This is a genomic window from Providencia sp. UF-224 (assembly GCF_058245955.1).
On the sequence record NZ_JBSICC010000016.1, the window covers coordinates 21,598 to 39,924 of the forward strand.

The 18,327-nt window shown below is 40.9% G+C and carries 18 protein-coding genes; 12 read left to right on the forward strand and 6 right to left on the reverse strand.

The genetic code is table 11. From position 1 onward, the window contains the following. The first annotated feature begins 134 nt into the window (after positions 1-134). The 7 genes from AC4IFO_RS14990 to AC4IFO_RS15020 all read left to right on the forward strand — a co-directional run bounded on the left by AC4IFO_RS14990 (position 135) and on the right by AC4IFO_RS15020 (position 7,190). Positions 135-1,664, forward strand: a complete 1,530-nt coding sequence (locus AC4IFO_RS14990; RefSeq protein ID WP_490735523.1) for a peptide MFS transporter — start codon at positions 135-137, stop codon at positions 1,662-1,664. A 139-nt stretch (positions 1,665-1,803) separates the two neighbouring features. Then, positions 1,804-2,598 carry a PhzF family phenazine biosynthesis protein gene (locus AC4IFO_RS14995; protein WP_490735525.1) on the forward strand — a complete coding sequence of 265 codons (795 nt, stop codon included), beginning with the start codon at positions 1,804-1,806 and terminating at the stop codon, positions 2,596-2,598. A 287-nt stretch (positions 2,599-2,885) separates the two neighbouring features. After that, on the forward strand, positions 2,886-4,304 hold the full coding sequence (locus AC4IFO_RS15000; protein WP_206086715.1) for an NAD(P)/FAD-dependent oxidoreductase: 1,419 nt from the start codon (positions 2,886-2,888) through the stop codon (positions 4,302-4,304). A 108-nt stretch (positions 4,305-4,412) separates the two neighbouring features. Next, a complete protein-coding gene (locus AC4IFO_RS15005; RefSeq protein ID WP_490735527.1) occupies positions 4,413-4,769 on the forward strand; it encodes a hypothetical protein in 357 nt (118 codons plus the stop codon). 204 nt (positions 4,770-4,973) lie between these two features. Further along, positions 4,974-5,381: an acyl-CoA thioesterase gene (locus AC4IFO_RS15010; protein ID WP_353242492.1), complete on the forward strand. Its 408-nt coding sequence runs from the start codon at positions 4,974-4,976 to the stop codon at positions 5,379-5,381. 596 nt (positions 5,382-5,977) lie between these two features. Beyond that, on the forward strand, positions 5,978-6,547 hold the full coding sequence (locus AC4IFO_RS15015) for a tetratricopeptide repeat protein (protein ID WP_490735529.1): 570 nt from the start codon (positions 5,978-5,980) through the stop codon (positions 6,545-6,547). A 205-nt stretch (positions 6,548-6,752) separates the two neighbouring features. After that, positions 6,753-7,190 carry a universal stress protein gene (locus AC4IFO_RS15020; RefSeq protein WP_353242494.1) on the forward strand — a complete coding sequence of 146 codons (438 nt, stop codon included), beginning with the start codon at positions 6,753-6,755 and terminating at the stop codon, positions 7,188-7,190. A gap of 303 nt (positions 7,191-7,493) precedes the next feature. Here the strand turns inward: AC4IFO_RS15020 and agp are convergent, their stop codons facing one another. After that, on the reverse strand, positions 7,494-8,747 hold the full coding sequence (agp, locus tag AC4IFO_RS15025; RefSeq protein ID WP_490735531.1) for a bifunctional glucose-1-phosphatase/inositol phosphatase: 1,254 nt from the start codon (positions 8,745-8,747) through the stop codon (positions 7,494-7,496). Between the two features lie 199 nt (positions 8,748-8,946). Here agp and AC4IFO_RS15030 point away from each other — a divergent pair, with 199 nt between their 5' ends. Both AC4IFO_RS15030 and AC4IFO_RS15035 read left to right on the forward strand, forming a co-directional pair. Continuing rightward, positions 8,947-9,387, forward strand: coding sequence for an acetyltransferase (locus AC4IFO_RS15030; RefSeq protein WP_490735533.1), 441 nt, complete (start codon positions 8,947-8,949; stop codon positions 9,385-9,387). Positions 9,388-9,391: 4 nt separating this feature from the next. Continuing rightward, entirely contained in the window at positions 9,392-9,946 is a 555-nt protein-coding gene (locus AC4IFO_RS15035) for a GNAT family N-acetyltransferase (protein ID WP_490735534.1), read from the forward strand. A gap of 73 nt (positions 9,947-10,019) precedes the next feature. Here AC4IFO_RS15035 and fdnI read toward each other — a convergent pair whose 3' ends face one another. The 5 genes from fdnI to AC4IFO_RS15060 form a co-directional block, all read right to left on the reverse strand. Next, positions 10,020-10,676, reverse strand: a complete 657-nt coding sequence (fdnI, locus tag AC4IFO_RS15040) for a formate dehydrogenase-N subunit gamma (RefSeq protein ID WP_225817926.1) — start codon at positions 10,674-10,676, stop codon at positions 10,020-10,022. Beyond that, complete coding sequence (fdxH, locus tag AC4IFO_RS15045; RefSeq protein ID WP_353242499.1) at positions 10,669-11,556, reverse strand: formate dehydrogenase subunit beta; 888 nt, start codon at positions 11,554-11,556, stop codon at positions 10,669-10,671. Before fdxH ends, fdnI begins: the two co-directional genes overlap by 8 nt. Before the next feature lie 10 nt (positions 11,557-11,566). After that, positions 11,567-14,614: a formate dehydrogenase-N subunit alpha gene (gene fdnG, locus AC4IFO_RS15050; protein WP_490735537.1), complete on the reverse strand. Its 3,048-nt coding sequence runs from the start codon at positions 14,612-14,614 to the stop codon at positions 11,567-11,569. A 701-nt stretch (positions 14,615-15,315) separates the two neighbouring features. Further along, positions 15,316-15,639: a YnfA family protein gene (locus AC4IFO_RS15055; RefSeq protein ID WP_275076045.1), complete on the reverse strand. Its 324-nt coding sequence runs from the start codon at positions 15,637-15,639 to the stop codon at positions 15,316-15,318. 72 nt (positions 15,640-15,711) lie between these two features. After that, positions 15,712-15,978, reverse strand: coding sequence for a DUF2798 domain-containing protein (locus AC4IFO_RS15060; protein WP_490735539.1), 267 nt, complete (start codon positions 15,976-15,978; stop codon positions 15,712-15,714). Positions 15,979-16,208: 230 nt separating this feature from the next. On the opposite strand from AC4IFO_RS15060, the gene AC4IFO_RS15065 reads away from it, so the two are divergent. The 3 genes from AC4IFO_RS15065 to yafC all read left to right on the forward strand — a co-directional run bounded on the left by AC4IFO_RS15065 (position 16,209) and on the right by yafC (position 18,323). Next, positions 16,209-16,745: a dihydrofolate reductase family protein gene (locus AC4IFO_RS15065; protein ID WP_490735541.1), complete on the forward strand. Its 537-nt coding sequence runs from the start codon at positions 16,209-16,211 to the stop codon at positions 16,743-16,745. Continuing rightward, positions 16,742-17,314 (forward strand): TetR/AcrR family transcriptional regulator, encoded by a 573-nt coding sequence (locus AC4IFO_RS15070; RefSeq protein WP_490735543.1) that lies wholly within the window; start codon positions 16,742-16,744, stop codon positions 17,312-17,314. The genes AC4IFO_RS15065 and AC4IFO_RS15070 overlap by 4 nt, the downstream gene beginning before the upstream one ends. Positions 17,315-17,423: 109 nt before the next feature. Then, positions 17,424-18,323, forward strand: coding sequence for a DNA-binding transcriptional regulator YafC (gene yafC / locus AC4IFO_RS15075; RefSeq protein ID WP_490735545.1), 900 nt, complete (start codon positions 17,424-17,426; stop codon positions 18,321-18,323). Positions 18,324-18,327 lie beyond the last annotated feature (4 nt).

Below are 18,327 nucleotides of genomic sequence, written 5' to 3' on the forward strand. Positions count from 1 at the left end.
TATAATAATGTATGTTAAAAATATGTTTCCGAACTGAAAGTTAACATATCAAATAATAATCGACACTCAGGCGCTCGGCTTGGTGTTTTATATCATGCACAACCTCTCAAGAGATGATTTATGGGAGTTCACAGATGAATAATTCTGCGACTAAAACAAAAACTTTTTTCGGGCATCCATACCCGCTGAGTTCACTTTTCCTCACCGAAATGTGGGAAAGGTTCTCTTTCTACGGTGTTCGCCCGCTGCTTATTCTGTTTATGAGTGCGGCACTCTTACAAGGCGGCATGGAGCTGCCAATTGAACAAGCCTCTGCCATCGTCGGTATCTTTGCTGGTGGTGTTTATATCACCTCGTTACCAGGCGGCTGGTTAGCCGATAACTGGTTAGGCCAACGCAGAGCAGTTTGGTACGGCTCTCTGATCATTGCATTTGGTCACTTATCCATCGCAATGTCTGCATTTTTAACGAATACCTTCTTCTTTGTCGGTCTGTTGCTGATCGTACTTGGAACAGGGTTATTTAAAACCTGTATCACCGTGATGGTCGGTACTCTGTATAAGAAAGAAGATACGCGCCGTGATGGTGGCTTCTCTCTGTTCTACATGGGTATCAATATGGGGTCATTTATTGCCCCATTAATCATTGGCCCTCTGCATGAAAAATACGGTTGGCATTTAGGTTTTGGCCTTGGTGGCTTAGGAATGTTAGTGGCGTTATTAATTTTCCGCTTCTATGCTATCCCGCAAATGCGCCGTTATGACAAAGAAGTTGGCTTAGATTCCACTTGGAACCACCCAACAGTTCAACGCAAAAATGTCGGCAAATGGGTCACTTTTGCAATGATATTGCTCGCAGTATTGGTTATTTTAATCGATAACGGCACAATCCCATTCAACGCATCAATCATTGCGAGAAACTCTGCCTATGTAATTTCAACCTGTGTGGGCATCTACTTTCTGTTTATGTTCTTCTTTGCAGGTTTAAACAGCAGTGAACGCGCACGCTTATTGGCCTGTTTAATTTTACTGGTTGCAGCGGCGTTCTTCTGGTCAGCCTTCGAGCAAAAACCGACTTCATTTAACATTTTCGCTCGTGACTATACTGATCGCCAAATGGGAAGCTTCGAAATCCCAACCATTTGGTTCCAATCCATTAATGCTCTGTTCATTATTCTGTTAGCACCGGTATTCAGCTGGTTCTGGCCATCCCTTGCTAAACGCAATATGAACCCAAGCAGCATGACGAAATTTGTTATCGGTATTTTATTTGCCGCGGGCGGTTTCGCTATCATGATGGTTGCAGCAAACCAAGTATTAGCAACACAAAGCGGCGTTTCACCGTTCTGGTTAGTGGGCAGTATTTTATTACTGACCTTAGGTGAACTGTGCTTAAGCCCAATTGGTTTAGCAACAATGACCTTGTTAGCACCGCAAAAAATGCGTGGTCAGGTTATGGGTCTGTGGTTCTGTGCGAGTGCATTAGGTAACTTAGCGGCAGGTATTATGGGTGGAAACATCCGTAAAGACCAACTGGATTCAATGCCTGAATTGTTCTCCCATGTGTCTATCGCATTGGTTATCTGTGCCGTCGTATTGGCTGCACTGATTATTCCAGTCAGAAAGATGCTTAAAAATGCGGATAAAAACGAAGCTAAAGCGTAATTATCTTCATTAATTTGAACTGCTCAATAGCACCGTGTTATTGGGCAGTTTTCTCCTCTCCTTTCTATTACTTTGCTTATTATTTTTTTTGAATCGGATTATACTTTCTGCCTTATTTTTCATAAGCGGAATGTTAAGTATGCCTCTTTCTCTGCCTGTCTATTATGTTGATGCCTTTACCAACACCTTATTTCACGGTAACCCTGCTGCTGTTGTGTTATTGGATGATTGGTTGCCAGATGACAAGCTCATTGCCATAGCCGCGGAAATTAATTTATCGGAAACGGCATTTTTAGTGGGCCAACATATCCGCTGGTTTACCCCAAAGATGGAAGTTGCCTTATGTGGCCATGCCACTTTAGCGACTGCTTATGTGCTTAATAATGTCTTGCAGCAATCCACTCAACCCATTGTCTTCAAATCACTTTCAGGCGAATTAATCGTGACCTGTAGTGAACATGGGTTAACTCTTGATTTCCCAATCCTTGATTCTGTACTTAGTTCACCAAACCAATACCCTGAGCTAGCTGATATTTTAGGCATTGAAATCACCGAACTTTGGCTCGCCAAAGACCGTTATCTGTGTTTTTTTAAAAATAGACAGCAAATCGAAAACTGCCAGCCTGACATGCAACGACTTTCACAGCTTCCTCTACCAGGACTGACAATCACAGCACAATCTACTGAAGACGATTGTGACTTCGTATCACGCTACTTTGCACCCGCTAAAGGGGTAAATGAGGATCCTGTCACAGGGACTTCCCATTGTGCCATTGCGCCAATTTGGGCAAAACGATTACAAAAAACAGCATTAGTCGGAAAACAACTGTCGAAACGAGGCGGTATGATCCACTGCAAAGTGAATAATGGCAGAGTTAAGCTAACAGGAAATGCCACACTATTTTTAACTGGTAAAATTCAAATTAATCAATAAGTTGTAAAAGTTTAGCTCAAGAGCTCATATTTAAACCAATACCCGTACTATCAATAATGACATTAAATGATAGTCAACATGCGATAGGTATGACTCTTCCCTCGCTTTTGTGTTCCTTATCTCAGATTAAACAATAATTTTTTTAACATTTAATTAAAAATTTTAAATCAACGTTAAATTAGTTTACAATCATAATTATAATTAAAAATATAATTACAATTATAAGTATTGCTTATTGACGCTTTGATTAACTGTTAAAAACTCATTCTATATAAGGAACTCTATAAATGGCTATTACTAGAAGAAAATTTCTTATCGGTGGCGCGGTTGTCACTGTAGCCGCTGGTGCTGGAATTTTAACGCCAATGCTAACGCGTGAAGGTCGCTTTGTTCCGGGTAAGCCAAGACATGGCTTCGTAGCTGGAACTGAAGGCGCACTACCACAACAAGCTGACGTCGTTGTTATTGGTGCTGGAATTCTTGGGATTATGACTGCGATTGAGTTAGTTGGTCGCGGCTTAGATGTTGTCATCGTTGAAAAAGGCAATATCGCTGGTGAACAATCTTCCCGTTTCTACGGTCAAGTTATCACCTATAAAATGCCAGAAGAAACCTTCTTGCTTCACCATCTCGGCAAACACCGCTGGAGAGAGATGAATGCCAAAGTCGGTGCAGACACCAGCTACCGCACGCAAGGCCGTGTTGAAGTCCCTCTTGATGAAGAAGACTTAGTCAACGTAAGAGAGTGGATTGATACCACCAGCAAAAATGTCGGTTCTGATATTCCATTCAAAACCCGTATTATTGAAGGTGCAGAGTTAGATCAGCGCCTAAAAGGTGCGCAATCTAAATGGAGCATCGCTGGTTTCGAAGAAGATTCAGGTAGTTTAGATGCAGAAATTGCGACCTTCGTGATGGCAGAGCATGCCAAAAAGCTGGGTATTAAAATTTACACCAATTGCGCAGCAAGAGGGTTAGAAACTCAGGGCGGCGCAATTTCAGATGTCGTCACTGAAAAAGGGGCAATCAAAACGTCTCGCGTCGTCGTTGCTGGTGGTGTTTGGTCTCGTCTGTTTATGCAGAATTTAGGGGTAGATGTCCCAACGCTGCCTGCTTACCAATCCCAACAGTTAATTTCTGGTTCCCCAACTGCACCGGGTGGTAACGTCGCATTACCAGGTAATATCTTCTTCCGTGAACAAGCTGATGGCACCTATGCAACGTCTCCACGTGTTATCGTCGCGCCAGTCGTGAAAGACTCCTTCGTTTACGGCTATAAATATATCCCATTATTATCAATGCCTGATTTCCCAGTGCATATTTCGTTAAATGAGCAGCTGATTAACTCATTCACAGAGCCAACTAGCTGGAAGCTGAATGAAGTTTCCCCATTTGAAAAACACAGAAATATGACAGCGTTACCAGACCTACCTGAACTGAATGCGTCATTTGAGAAACTCAAAACCGAATTCCCTGCGTTTAAAGACTCAAAACTGATTGATCAGTGGAGTGGTGCAATGGCCATCGCACCTGATGAGCACCCAATTATTTCTCAAGTCAATGAGTACCCAGGTCTGGTTATCAATACCGCAACAGGTTGGGGTATGACAGAAAGCCCAGTTTCATCTGAATTAACAGCCGATTTATTATTAGGCAAAGAACCTGCACTGAATGTGAAACCATTTAGTCTGTACAGATTCAGCTAATTTATTTGCTCCATCGCGATCACAAAAACCCTCCAAATTGGAGGGTTTTTTATTGCCTATTATTCATCAATCCCTTAACATTCACGACTTAAATCAAATGGAGTGATTATGAACAAATTATTATTAGGAATGATGATTTCGTTAGTCAGTTTCGGCGTAATGGCAGAAAAAAACTACACCATAGAGCAAGTAGAAAATATGATTGCTTCTGGGAAAAAACCCCAAACTTCTATGCCTGTCTTGGATGGCACAATAGCAAAAGAGGATTTTGCCACCTGCAAATCAGGTTTGAAAGAGTGGTTAGATGGCGTTGAAAACTACCCGATTACTATCGAAAAAGACATTGATGGTGAAGATTTTTCTGCCACTATTTGGGCGGAATCCAAAGCCTTTTTGGTCTCTTGCGTAAAAAGCGGCGAGAGTGCGAAAGCCATCCGTATGAGCGCTGAATATTTAGACAATTAAACGCCCCATTTTATGTATTTTGATCCGCATCTTACCGTTGTGGGTCAATCTCCCCCTCTATCGCGATAGCAAAATGTGCTCTATGACAAAAACCGTCCAGACTGGATCGATTCACTTCTCATTTATTACTGTAATTATTTATGAGGAGTATTACACTTAGCTTTAACATTATTAATACACCAAGTAACAACTGAAGGCCCAACCATGAGTTCCATCGCTGATGATGTCATCGCACAAAAAATCGAACAATCCATTTCCCGTGTTTCCAAAGTCGTTTTTCCTACCACAACTAATCACCATAGCACCTTATTTGGCGGCACTGCTTTAGCGTGGATGGATGAAGTCTCTTTTATCACCGCAACCCGTTTTAGCCGTAAGCGTTTAGTGACAGTTTCCACGGAAAAGATCAATTTTACCCACCCAATCCCATCAGGCACAATTGTTGAACTCGTCGGAAAAGTCATCCGCGTCGGTAGAACCAGCTTAACGGTGAATGTCTCCATCTTCTTAGAAGATATGTATTTTGAAGGCCGTGAAGAAGTGATCCATGGCCAGTTTAACTTTGTGGCTATCGATGACAATGGCAAACCTACACCATTATTTGGTGAATAGTATTTAGAACCTCCATCCATTATCACCTTTTTGGTGTAAATAAAGTGTGGATCTATTTTTTATCTACACTTTATTTGTCGCTCTACCCTTTAATTATTTAGTTTTTTATTTCTTAATTCGTTAATCCAAAATCGTTAAATAAATCTATTTTTGGTTTAAATTATGAGATTTTTTGGCATAATTCACCAAAAAAGATTTTAACAAAAAATTAATTTTTATACCTGATTTATAAAATGCCTATTAATATATAATCATCATAATTAGAAATACTTAGTTTAAAAAACAAAGAATCATTAATATCTTGTTACAACAACCACATAGGGTCATCCTTTAACACCGAAAGTATACGCCTATAAGATGTAATTGCGAATAAACATTGTAATTTACCAAGTATAGACGTAAAGTATTTCAATACATTATTACCCCAAAAGGGTGTAGCGCCTTACAAGAATATTCGTTATTTAAAGCGATATCTGCGCTATAGCCTTATGTATATGTTTGAAGCAGTTAGGCAAGCTCAATAATTAATGTGCAAAAATTCACTTTATTGCCTATAAATAATAGTAATAAACATCGATGATATAAGAAATAAAACCATGCTTAGAATTCTTTCACTTATTTTTATCTTTATTTTACCCATCAGCCTCAGTGTTGCTGCGGTGCCTAAAGAAACCATCAAACGTATTGAGCAAGAAGCCCAAAAAGGCGATGTTAAAGCGCAAGTAATGCTTGGCATTGGCTACTATCTGGGTAATGAATTAAAGCAAGACTATGGTAAAGCCAAAAAATGGCTAACAATGGCCTCCAATAAAGGTAACTCTGATGCCCAGTTATTTTTAGGCGATATGTATCTAAATGGCAATGGTGTAGAACAGAACCTTGAAACCGCGATGGAGTTATTTGAAAAATCAGCAAATAAAGGAAATGTTGAGGCACAAAACTACATGGGGCAATTTTATTACCAAGGTATTGGTGTAAAACAAAACTATATTACTGCGTTTGAATGGTTCCAAAAATCTGCTGATAAGAAATTCCCCCCCGCTCAATACCAGCTTGGGAAGATGCTTGAAAGTGGTGAAGGTACCGAAATAGATGATAAATCTGCTGCAGAGTATTTAGCACAAGCCTGTAAAGCAGGTATTAAAGAGGCCTGCCCACAAAAATAATTCCCTTTCTCCCCTACGATTTCATCGGGTATTTTCAGCGTCGAAAGTACCCGCATGCTGCATATTTCTCTACTAAAAATCTGATTGCGACAACTTGCTCACAACCTATGATAAGCCTATCGGTTATTATTCTAATATTAACAATCAATATCAAAATGAATGATAATGATCTAAACTTATAATATACAAGAAGAAAGGAGAAATTATGTACAATACAATTTTAGTTCCGATCGATGTAACCGAAGACGCGCTGACCAATATGTTAGTTCCACATGTCAATTCTCTGCAAAAATTGAATAATGCAAATGTTCACTTTTTGGCCGTTACCGCGCCAATTTCTAACTACCTGCGCTACGGTGGCACTATTCTACCGGGTGATTTCCCAGACGATGAAAAACAAGCCGAAATTATTCTTGCTGAGTTAAAAGAGAAAATTAAATTATTCTCCATTCCCGCAGATAAAGTGCATGCAAAAGCGAGTGTTGGTTCTGTAAAAGATGAAATTTTAGCGGCTGCTGAAGACATTCATGCCGATATTATCTTACTAGGCTCACGCCGCCCAAGTATGACAACGTATTTATTAGGTTCAAACGCGGCTTCCGTCGTACGTTACGCGAAAACCAGCGTATTAGTTGTCAGATAAGCTAATCTATCTCAAATTATTAATGGTTTTAGCTTTATTTACTAACAATAAGTTTACACTTAATGATTGTTACAAAAATCAATAAAACCATACACATTATGGTGCTATTTTTATGACTAATTGAGGTAGATTATAGCCTCATAAACATTTTCGTGATTTTCACGCCCTGCTTTTATAGCGGGGTTTTTTTCGTCTTTTATTTGCTTGCACTAACTAAGACACTATTTAATTCATAAAAATCGAGCCATAAAAAAGCCCATATCACTTTGCAGCAAATGGGCTTTGAACATGATTATCAGACGTTTATTGTTCTAACGCTTTTGCCATCACTTTTTGGAAATCTTCCCATGAGCAATAACCATTCTTGTCAATTGGGCAGTCTTTCAGCTCTAAAGTGACATGTTTTGGTGGTGTCTCAAGGGATAAGTAGGCATTGTCCCTTAGCTGATCAGCCGTTTGATAAACATATTCGACTTTCATAAAATCTTTTTTCGTTTGCTTATCTGTCCAGCGTTGGAAAACCAATTTACCGCCAATTGGCGTGTGCTCATACTGCTGAGCTAACTGGTACGGTTTGAAATCCATCGCTGACATCAATGACGCAATATTGGAATCGTGCCCTACCAAGAAAATAAATTTAGCGGTTTCCCCTTTATCTACAGATACAAAGCCTTTATCAATATAATTGAGGATTGGGTGAGCCACATTTTTTGCGATAATTTTCGGTGTAAATAACGTTTCTTGATACGCATTTTTTAGCGTGTTGAGTTTTTTCCATTTTTCAGGGGTATCTACCAGCCCCCATGCCACTTGATTTGCTGGGAAACCTTCATAATATTGCAAGTCGATAGCATCTACTGCGGAATTGGCTATTTTCAATGGGCCACTAACACCCGGCTCCTTATCTGCTTCGATAATAAAGCTATTTTTTTGGCTATCGAGGTTGCACAGTTTGTCCGTTTTGCATTTTTGAGAATCTTTAATATTCAACACAGTATCGAGTTCTTCATAACCCGCTTTTAGTGATAAACCTTTTAAGTAATCATCCATTGCCGCAAGGGCTTTTTGTTTAAACTCAGGAGATCCATTGGTAATAATTGGGTTAAAGACGGGGTCCATCTTACCAATTTCTGGCTGATGGTGGATATTCACTTTACAACCCGGGAATGCACCTGCTGCAAAGAACTGTGCTGTCGCTATCGTTCTTTGTAAGCTATTGGTATACATATAAACATCTTCGTTACTGGTTGGACATAATTCATCCGCTAGAAGTTTATTTTGATCAATCCACTCCCTAAAATAATGCCCCATATACACTTCAAGCGCCCCACCTTGCGTGGTGAGATAACCGCTTTTTGCATCCCAGTCCGGCCATTTTTTATCAGTCACTTCGGTGAGGATACCGGTATTAACAATCGGAGTTCGTAAATTGTGGCGGCTAAGGACTAATACTTGGTCTAAAACCATATCTGATTGAGTGTCAGTGCTTGCCATGGTTGGTGCAATCGGTGCAAATAAAGCTGCAGATAAACATAGTGTTAACACTTTATATTTCATTAAGATACCCCTACCCAATATGGAAAAGTGAAAAGACGTTAAACAGTCCCAATAATCTAAACTTATCTAATAATGACAAAGCTGACTTTTTTTTCTGAGATTAATATCTCAAAACTAGCCTTAACTAAAATTAAAATCAGCCATTGACAATACAGGTCTGCGATTTAAGATTGCAGCATTATTTTAGGGAGACAATATAATGATAGTTCAAGCTGCCACTCGTGCACATGATGATGAAATAATTCGCGTTTGGGAGGCTTCGGTCAGAGCCACCCACGATTTTTTACCTGAAGAAAAAATCAACGAACTCAAAGTGGCAATCAAGCAACTTTATTTGCCAAATTTAGCGGTATTTGTCGCCTTTGATGACGCAGGGAAAATGGTAGGTTTTCTCGGTTGTGCTGAAAACCGCCTTGAAATGCTGTTTATCTCTCCAGAAAACCGTGGGCAAGGAACGGGGAAAAAACTCCTGCAATACGCCATTGAAGAATTAGGTGTCACCGAGCTTGATGTCAATGAGCAAAATCCACAAGCCGTTGGTTTTTATCAGCATATGGGTTTTGTGCAATATGGCCGTTCTGAGCTAGACGGTGAAGGAAACCCTTTTCCTCTGCTGCATATGCGTTTAAAAACCGCGTAATAGCATGAACATTATCGAGTTAGAGACCCCAAGGTTACGCCTTCGAAAATGGCAAGAGGAAGATAGCGCCGCTTTTTATGCACTCAATAGCGACCCCGATGTAATGCGCTACTTTCCGGCCCTATTGGATGAGCAACAAAGCCAACAGTTTTTAGATACCATTACCAAGAAATTTCATCAGCAAGGTGGCTGGGGGTTATGGGCTGTCGAATTGAAAGAAACCAACGCATTTATTGGTTTTTTGGGTTTAAATATTCCCGCTGCTAACTTGCCTTTTTCTCCCTGCGTTGAAATCGGTTGGCGCTTACTCCCTGCTTATTGGCACCAAGGTTTAGCTTCTGAAGGGGCGAAAGCGGTTATTCAACTGGCGTTTACCCAGTTAAATCTCCGTGAAATAGTGGCATTTACTGCTGTTCCTAATACCCCATCAGAATCAGTGATGAAGCGTCTTGGCATGACAAAACAGCCAGATAATTTTTATTACCCTGCGCTCCCTGATGGTCATTGGTTACAAGAACATGTGTTGTATCGCCTCAAAGCGAGCGATTACCGTCATTAAAGTGCCACCAAAACAATTCCCACAAAAAAGCCATCACACTGTGATGGCTTGATTTTGCGAGCTTATTCGTCAATTATTTTTTACTTTCAGCTTCTGCTTTCGCTTCTTTCGCTTCAACATCACGATACCAACGTGGGTGGTGTTTCTTCGCCCAGCGGCGGCTTACTTTGCCTTCGATCATACCTTTAATCGAGCCTTTAACCCAGAATGCCATGTACATATGGATTAAGATTGCATGGATTAAAATAATCGCGGCAGCAGCATGAATAAGCAGGCTCCAGCGGATCATCCACATCGGGAACATATCCGCAAAGTAAGGGCGCCAAATGATAATCCCAGTCACTAAGAGTACGAAAATCATACTCATAATACTCCAGAACATCATTTTTTGGCCTGCGTTATATTTACCGACATCCGCAACTTCGTGCTCGTTACCCTTGAGAACTTCAACAATATTCTTGATCCAAGGTAAATCCTTTCTATCTGGAATATTGTGTTTCACAAAGCGCACAAACATGAACATCAGTACGACGAAAATCAACACACCAAAGAATGGGTGAAGAATACGCCCCATTTGTGGTGTACCGAAGGTTTCCGTCAGCCATTTTAGTGTTGGGAAAAACAGTGCGATACCTGACAACGCAACCAAGAAGAAGCTGATGACCACTGTCCAGTGGCACGCACGGTCAATAAACTTAGTCCGTACAATCATTTTGCTTTTTTTACTCATGGTTATCGTCCTCCTCTTCATCACTCACTTCTTTGTTCGGGCCAATTCCCACATAGTGGAAGATTAATCCCGCAAAGGTTGCAATAAAGCCAATTGCAGAAAGTGGTTTCAGAACGCCTTTCCACAGATTAATTGGGGTATCAATTTGTGGATCTTCAGGCAGCCCGTGATAAAGCTGAGGTTTGTCAGCATGATGCAACACATAAACAACGTGTGTTCCACCGACGCCTTCAGGGTCATAAATACCTGCTTGCGCATAACCACGATTTTTCAGTTTCGTGACGCGCTCTGCACCGTATTCCAGCATTTCGGCTTTCGTACCAAAACGAATAGCACCTGTCGGACAAGTTTTCACACAAGCAGGCTCTTGACCAACACTGACCCTATCAACACACAAAGTACATTTGTAGACACGATTATCTTTCGGGTTTAATCGTGGGATGTTGAATGGGCAACCTGCAATGCAGTAACCACAACCAATACAGTGCTCTGATTGGAAATCCACAATACCGTTAGCATACTGAATGATTGCACCCGCAGATGGACACGCTTTCAAACAGCCAGGGTCCGTACAGTGCATACAGCCATCTTTACGGATCAGCCACTCTAGCTTGCCCATTTCTGTGGTTTCGCTAAAGCGCATCACTGTCCAAGATTTAGCACTTAAATCCGTTGGGTTATCATAAACCCCAACGCAATGACCCACTTCGTCACGGATATCATTCCACTCAGAACATGCCACCTGACAGGCTTTACAACCAATACAGGATGACACATCAATAAGCTTACACACTTCCAGCTTATCATCACGCGCCTGTGGCGGAGGCGTAATGCTATTGGTCGCGGAACGTTTAATAATGTCTTGAGATTGCATGGACATGTTCCCTCCCTTACGCCTTCTCAATGTTAACTAAGAATGCCTTATACTCAGGTGTCTGAGAGTTAGCATCGCCCACAGATGGCGTTAACGTATTGGTAATGAAACCTTTTTGCGTTGCGCCTTCAAAGCCCCAGTGAATTGGCAGACCGACCGTTTCAATCGGTTTGCCATCAACCATCAGGGTTTGCAATCGTGGTGTCACCACTGCCACCGCTTTGATAAAGCCGCGTTTGCTACTGACTTTGACTTTATCACCCAGTGCAATACCCTTCGCTTTCGCTAAGGTTTCACTGATTTCCACAAATTGCTCTGGTTGAGCAATCGCGTTTAAGCGAGCGTGTTTTGTCCACGTATGGAAATGCTCGGTCAAACGGTATGTGGTTCCTACATAAGGGAAATCTTTGTGATCGCCAAGGCGTTTCTTGTCTTCATCAAAAATTCGCGCAGCAGGGTTAGACACCACATTTGGATGCAATGGGTTTGTACCTAATGGCGTTTCAAACGGCTCATAGTGCTCAGGGAATGGCCCTTCTGCCATCTTATCGATAGCAAATAAACGCCCTAGCCCTTCAGGTTGCATGATAAATGGACCGGTTCCTACTTCTGGCGCAGATGCGTTAAAGTCAGGAATATCGTTACCCACCCATTTTTTACCGTTCCATTCGATAAGCACACGGTCTTTATTCCATGGTTTACCTTTGGTATCACAAGATGCACGGTTATAAATCACGCGGCGGTTCAGAGGCCATGCCCATGCCCAACCTAATGTATTACCGATACCCGATGGGTCGCTGTTATCACGGTTCGCCATCTGGTTGCCTTTTTCAGTCCAGCAACCGGTATAAATCCAGCAAGACGAGGCCGTTGTCCCGTCATCACGCAGCAATGCAAAAGAGCTAAGTAATTCACCTTTTTTCGCTTGAAGGTTGCCATCCGCATCGTAGAGATCAACCAGTGCGACACCGTTGTTCTCTTTTGCCACTTCTTCTGATTCAGGGTGGAATTGTCGTTTGTAATTCCATTTCATCTGCATCAGAGGCTCTTGGCCTTGGCCGCCTTCTTTCTCATACATTTCACGGATTTTGTACAAAATACCCGTTAAGATTTGGCCATCATTACGTGCCTCACCCGGGCCATCCGCAGCTTGCCAGTGCCATTGTAACCAACGGCCTGAGTTGGCGATTGAACCATCTTCTTCCGCAAAACAGGTTGATGGCAGACGGAATACTTCGGTTTGGATTGAAGCGCTATCGACGTCATTCATCTCACCGTGGTTTTGCCAGAAATTCGCCGTTTCTGTGACTAACGGGTCAACAACCACTAAATATTTCAGCTTACTTAGGCAGCTCACCACTTTGTTTTTGTCTGGGAAAGACGCAACTGGGTTAAAGCCTTGGCAGATGTAGCCGGTGACTTCGTTACGGCTCATCATGTCAAAATACTTCATAACATCATAAGCTTGGTCCCATTTAGGTAACCAATCGAAGCCCCACTGGTTATCCGCTTGAGCAGAATCACCATAGAATGATTTCATCAAGCTAACGAAGAATTTCGGATAGTTACTCCAGTAGTTCACCTGATTCGGTAATGTCGCTTTTGGCGTGTTCGCCGTCAGGTAATTATCGACCGTAAGGTGCTTTTCTGAAGGTAACGTCAGGTAACCCGGCAAACTGGTAGATAACAAACCTAAGTCCGTCAGACCTTGAATGTTTGAGTGACCACGTAATGCGTTCACACCGCCACCCGCCACGCCCATATTACCGAGCAGTAACTGGATCATCGCCATGGTACGGATGTTTTGCGCACCCACGGTATGTTGTGTCCAACCTAACGCATACAGGAACGTACCCGCTTTTTCAGAGGCACTGGTCGTCGCGAGGATTTCACACACTTTTAAGAAATCAGCTTGGGAAGTACCACAAATTTTTTCAACTATCTCAGGCGTATAGCGTGAGACGTGCTTGCGAAGTAAATTCCAAACACAACGCGGGTCTTGTAATGTGTCATCGCGCAGTGCATGACCATTTTCATCAAATTTGTAGTTCCAGCTGGTTTTGTCATAACTGCGTTTGTCAGCGTTATAGCCACTAAATAGGCCATCTTCAAAGTCAAAATCATCTCTGACAATTAACGCCGCATTGGTGTAGTTCTGAACATATTCAGCATTGATTTTATTGTTTTCAATCAGATACAGTAAAACGCCCGATAAGAAAGTAATATCGGTACCTGAACGAATTGGCACATAATGGTCTGCAACTGATGCGGTACGCGTAAAACGCGGATCAATTACAATCAGTGTCGCATCATTATTGTTTTTAGCTTCAATTGCCCAGCGGAACCCAACAGGGTGAGCTTCCGCAGCGTTACCGCCCATTACGACGACAACATCCGCATTTTTAATATCAACCCAGTGGTTGGTCATCGCACCGCGACCAAATGTTGGAGCAAGACTTGCTACCGTTGGTCCGTGTCAGACACGCGCTTGGTTATCAACCGCCAGCATACCTAGCGATCGTGCGAATTTTTGGGTCAGCATTCCCGTTTCGTTACTGGCAGCGGATGCACATAACATCCCTGTTGATAACCAACGGTTTACTGTCGTACCTTGTTCATTTTTCTCAATGAAGTTTGCATCGCGGTCATCTTTCATTAATCGCGCAATACGCGTGAAAGCATCATCCCAGCTAATGCGTTCCCATTTATCGGAGCCTGGTGCTCTATACTCTGGGTAACGTAAACGATTTTCACTGTGGATGTAATCCAGTAGGCCAGCCCCTTTTGGACATAAAGCACCACGGTTTACAGGGTGGTCGGAGTCTCCTTCGACGTGGAAGATCGCGGATTTAGCATTCATGGCGCCATCGCCCATGCTATACATTAATAATCCACAACCGACAGAACAGTAAGTACAAGTATTACGCGTCTCTTTTGAGCGTAGTAATTTATATTCACGTACATTAGCTATTGCCATTCCAGGCATAAAACCTAACGCAGCTACAGTTGTACCTGCCATCCCGCCAGCACAGATTTTAAAAAACTTTCTGCGACTAACGTTCATTGCTACCTCTTTATATTTTTTGTATAAATCGGTGTGAGGATAGCAGCCTAATATGATTAGATATTGCCTAAAATCAATTAAAGTGAAAATAAAAGTTTAATTAATATTAACTGAGTAGTTAAACAACAATTAAAATTACCACCAATAGGGTATTTATTGTTAAATTGATTTAGATCAATTGTTACAATTGAAAACATTTAAGTTAAATAAATCTTATTTAGCGTTTTTTGAAATCAGCATTTCAACACAATAATTATACTGCATTAAAATCACTCTATTTTAAGGTGCAAAAATGCACTTAACGTAAACTATAATATTCATTCACATTCAAATAATAAGATAAAAGACATAAGCTCACCACAAAATAATCCCTCACATTTTATCAGCCATATCCATAATGTAGAGAGCAGCCCAAAAGTCCTTCAATTTATTAAGTAATAATCAACAGAAAACAACAACTCAGCTGGAACGAGATGAATTAAAATATAGGGTTCAGCATTTCAAACAAAGTTGCAGGGTCTATATAAAACTGATAAGGAGGATATTGATTGGAATTCATCTAGCTTATTTAATTTAATTGAAAACTATTTTTTCAGAAATGCGAGCAAAGCCAGATTGGCTTTCTTTCTTAAAAATCACCATAACAATAAAGATGGTATGTTATTTTTCTTTATTGTTATGATCAATATAAAAGTGATTTTCTACTTCCAACCGCTGATAATAATACCTGCACCGACAAAAACCACTAAAGCCCCTACCCAATCAGTAACAGTAAGCGAAACACCATCAACGACTTTTAGCCAAACTAGCGCTGTAGCAACATAGATCCCGCCATATGTTGCATAAATTCGCCCACTCGCTTCAGGATGTAATGTTAGTAGCCAAACAAATAGTGCCAAACTCAGCGCAGCAGGAATGAGTAACCATGAGCTTCCTTGTTTTTTCATCCATAAATAAGGGAAATAACAACCTGCAATTTCAGCTAGTGCAGTGATGAAAAACAAACCAATAATTTTTATAGACATAGAAACCTATTCAATAGAGTACCCATTCATGCTTTTTAGAAAATCATTCTAGGAAGAGCAATACAGGTAACGTTATACCGACTTTACTAACAGTAAAGAAATTCGCCTTGCTATGGGTAAAACAAAGAAAACCGTTGGAAAGGCTATCATCCACGAAATTCCCCAAGAACTGAGCCAGGGAGTGAATACTTCACTGGTAAAGCCGAGTGCTCTAACTGTACTTATTAACGATACAATGCCACTCATAACAAGAGACAAAAACAAAGGGACAAGGACAATCATCGCCCGAGCGGGTAATTTAGGGATGCCTAAAACATAATTGCTGTCTTGGTATGACATAAAAACTCCTAAGCAAACGAGCACACAAAGCACATAACGATTTATGTGACCAAAGTTATATGCGTTGCTTAACGTAAACGCTTACGAGTCTCATGACCATTCGCGATTATTCTATGGTATTTGATTTTTTTGTCAATGAACCAACAAAAACGATACAACAACACAATAGGTTCTGGTATCCTCCTTTTTCACATTAATATACAGCGTATAATTAATAATGGAGGTAACGCATGATCACAGGGCATGTCTTCATAGCAACCAGTTTAGATGGCTATATTGCACGTAAAAATGGCGATATTAAATGGCTTTTACAACAGGATCTGCCTGAAGAAAACCATGGTTACGAAAACTTCATCTGCAACATCGATGCAATCATCATGGGGCGAGGAACATTTGAAACCGTTTGTAATTTTACGCCTTGGCCCTATGAGCAACCCATTGTGGTTCTTTCATCCACACTCGCAGACCAACCTGTTCCTGAACATTTAATCGGTAAGGTACGGTTTTCGAACCAGACGCCTGAGCAAGTCATGCTGATGCTAGAGACCGAAGGCTGTAAACGTGTTTATATCGATGGCGGGCAAGTTGTTCAATCCTTTTTAAAACAAGGGCTAATTCACGACCTTATTATCACTAAAATTCCCATTCTATTAGGTGAAGGGCGTCCATTATTTGGCCCAATTCCCCATGATATTTTCCTTAGCCATTTGAATACTCGAAGCTTCCCTTCAGGGTTTATTCAATCCCATTATGAGATAGTCAAATGACAGCGAGAAAACCAGGTCGCCCTAAAACACAGCAACTCAATATTTCATCTGAAAATATTATTGCCAAGGCGATAGAAATATTAGATGACAAGGGGATTGAGCAATTATCCATGCGGTTAATCGCTAAAGAAATGGCTATTACTCCGATGGCGCTTTACCATTATTTTTCTGATAAAAACGCGTTAATTAAGGCCATTAGCAACACGCTATATCACGATATTAATGTTACAGATATAAAAGGTGTTCAGCCCAAAATAGAAAACCTTTTGCTTAGATATCGTGAAAAGGTGATTCAATACCCACAGATTACGTTAGCGATATTTAATGCATCTGCGTTATTTCCTGAACAGGCTACTCGCATAACCAAAGAGATAATTCAGTTATTAATAGAGTTAGGGTTATCAACACAGCAAGCAACCCAGTGGGGGCACATTCTGATTGACTATACTCACGGGGAAGCTTTAGCGTCAGCAACTTTAGAATATAACGAGCAAGTTCACGCTAGAGAGAATTATATTAACGCAATGATTTTACTGAACATGAAGGGTTTATTGTTATGTCAAAAATAGTCAAATAAATAACGTTTTACTGCGATATGCCTTTTGCTCCCTACCACTTTTTATTTCTGCTACTATAACTGCCATCATTTCTATCATCTTATTGGCTAATAAAATCATTATGAGAGCAACATCTGAAGAAGCCCGCGTATTTATTGAAGTGGTAGAACAAAAAAGTTTTAGTAAAGCTGCTGATAAACTAAATCTAGCGAATTCGGCAGTGAGCCGGATCGTCAAAAAGCTAGAAGAAAAACTGGGTGTCAATTTGCTTAACCGCACCACAAGGCAAATTGACCTAACCGCCGAAGGTGAACTTTATTTTCAGCGTATGAAAGTTATCTTGCAAGAAATGCTCGCGGCGGAAAATGAATTACATGAAACACAAACTTCCCCAAAAGGCCTATTACGAATTGATGCTGCAACACCCATTGTATTGCATATATTAATCCCTTTTGTGTCTGTTTTTCGTCAACAATATCCCGACATTCATTTATCGCTAGATTCATCAGAAACCTTTGTTAATTTAATCGAACGGAAAGTCGATATTGCAATACGTGCAGGGCAACTCACCGACTCTAGTTTACGTGCCCGCCCGCTATTTAATAGTTACCGCAAGATAGTTGCGTCTCCAAATTATCTAAAACAGCATGATGAACCCAAATACCCTCAAGATCTTTTGAGTCATACAGGCTTAATCTTTACTGAACCTGCATCATTAAATATGTGGCCAGTTAAAGGTATTGATGGGCAATTAATAGAAATCACAGAAGGGATATCATCAAATAGCGGAGAGACGTTAAGGCAGCTTTGCTTAGCGGGAAATGGGATTGCGTGTTTGTCTGACTTTATGGTGAATAAGGATATTCAAAGTGGCCAATTTGTCGAAGTGTTGACAGAAGAATTGCAACCTATTCCTTTGCCATTTCATGCCGTTTATTACAGTGACCGCGTTGTCAGCCAGCGCATTCGCGTTTTTATTGACAGCTTAACTCAATATCTTGCAGAAATTCAGAAGCCATAACAAA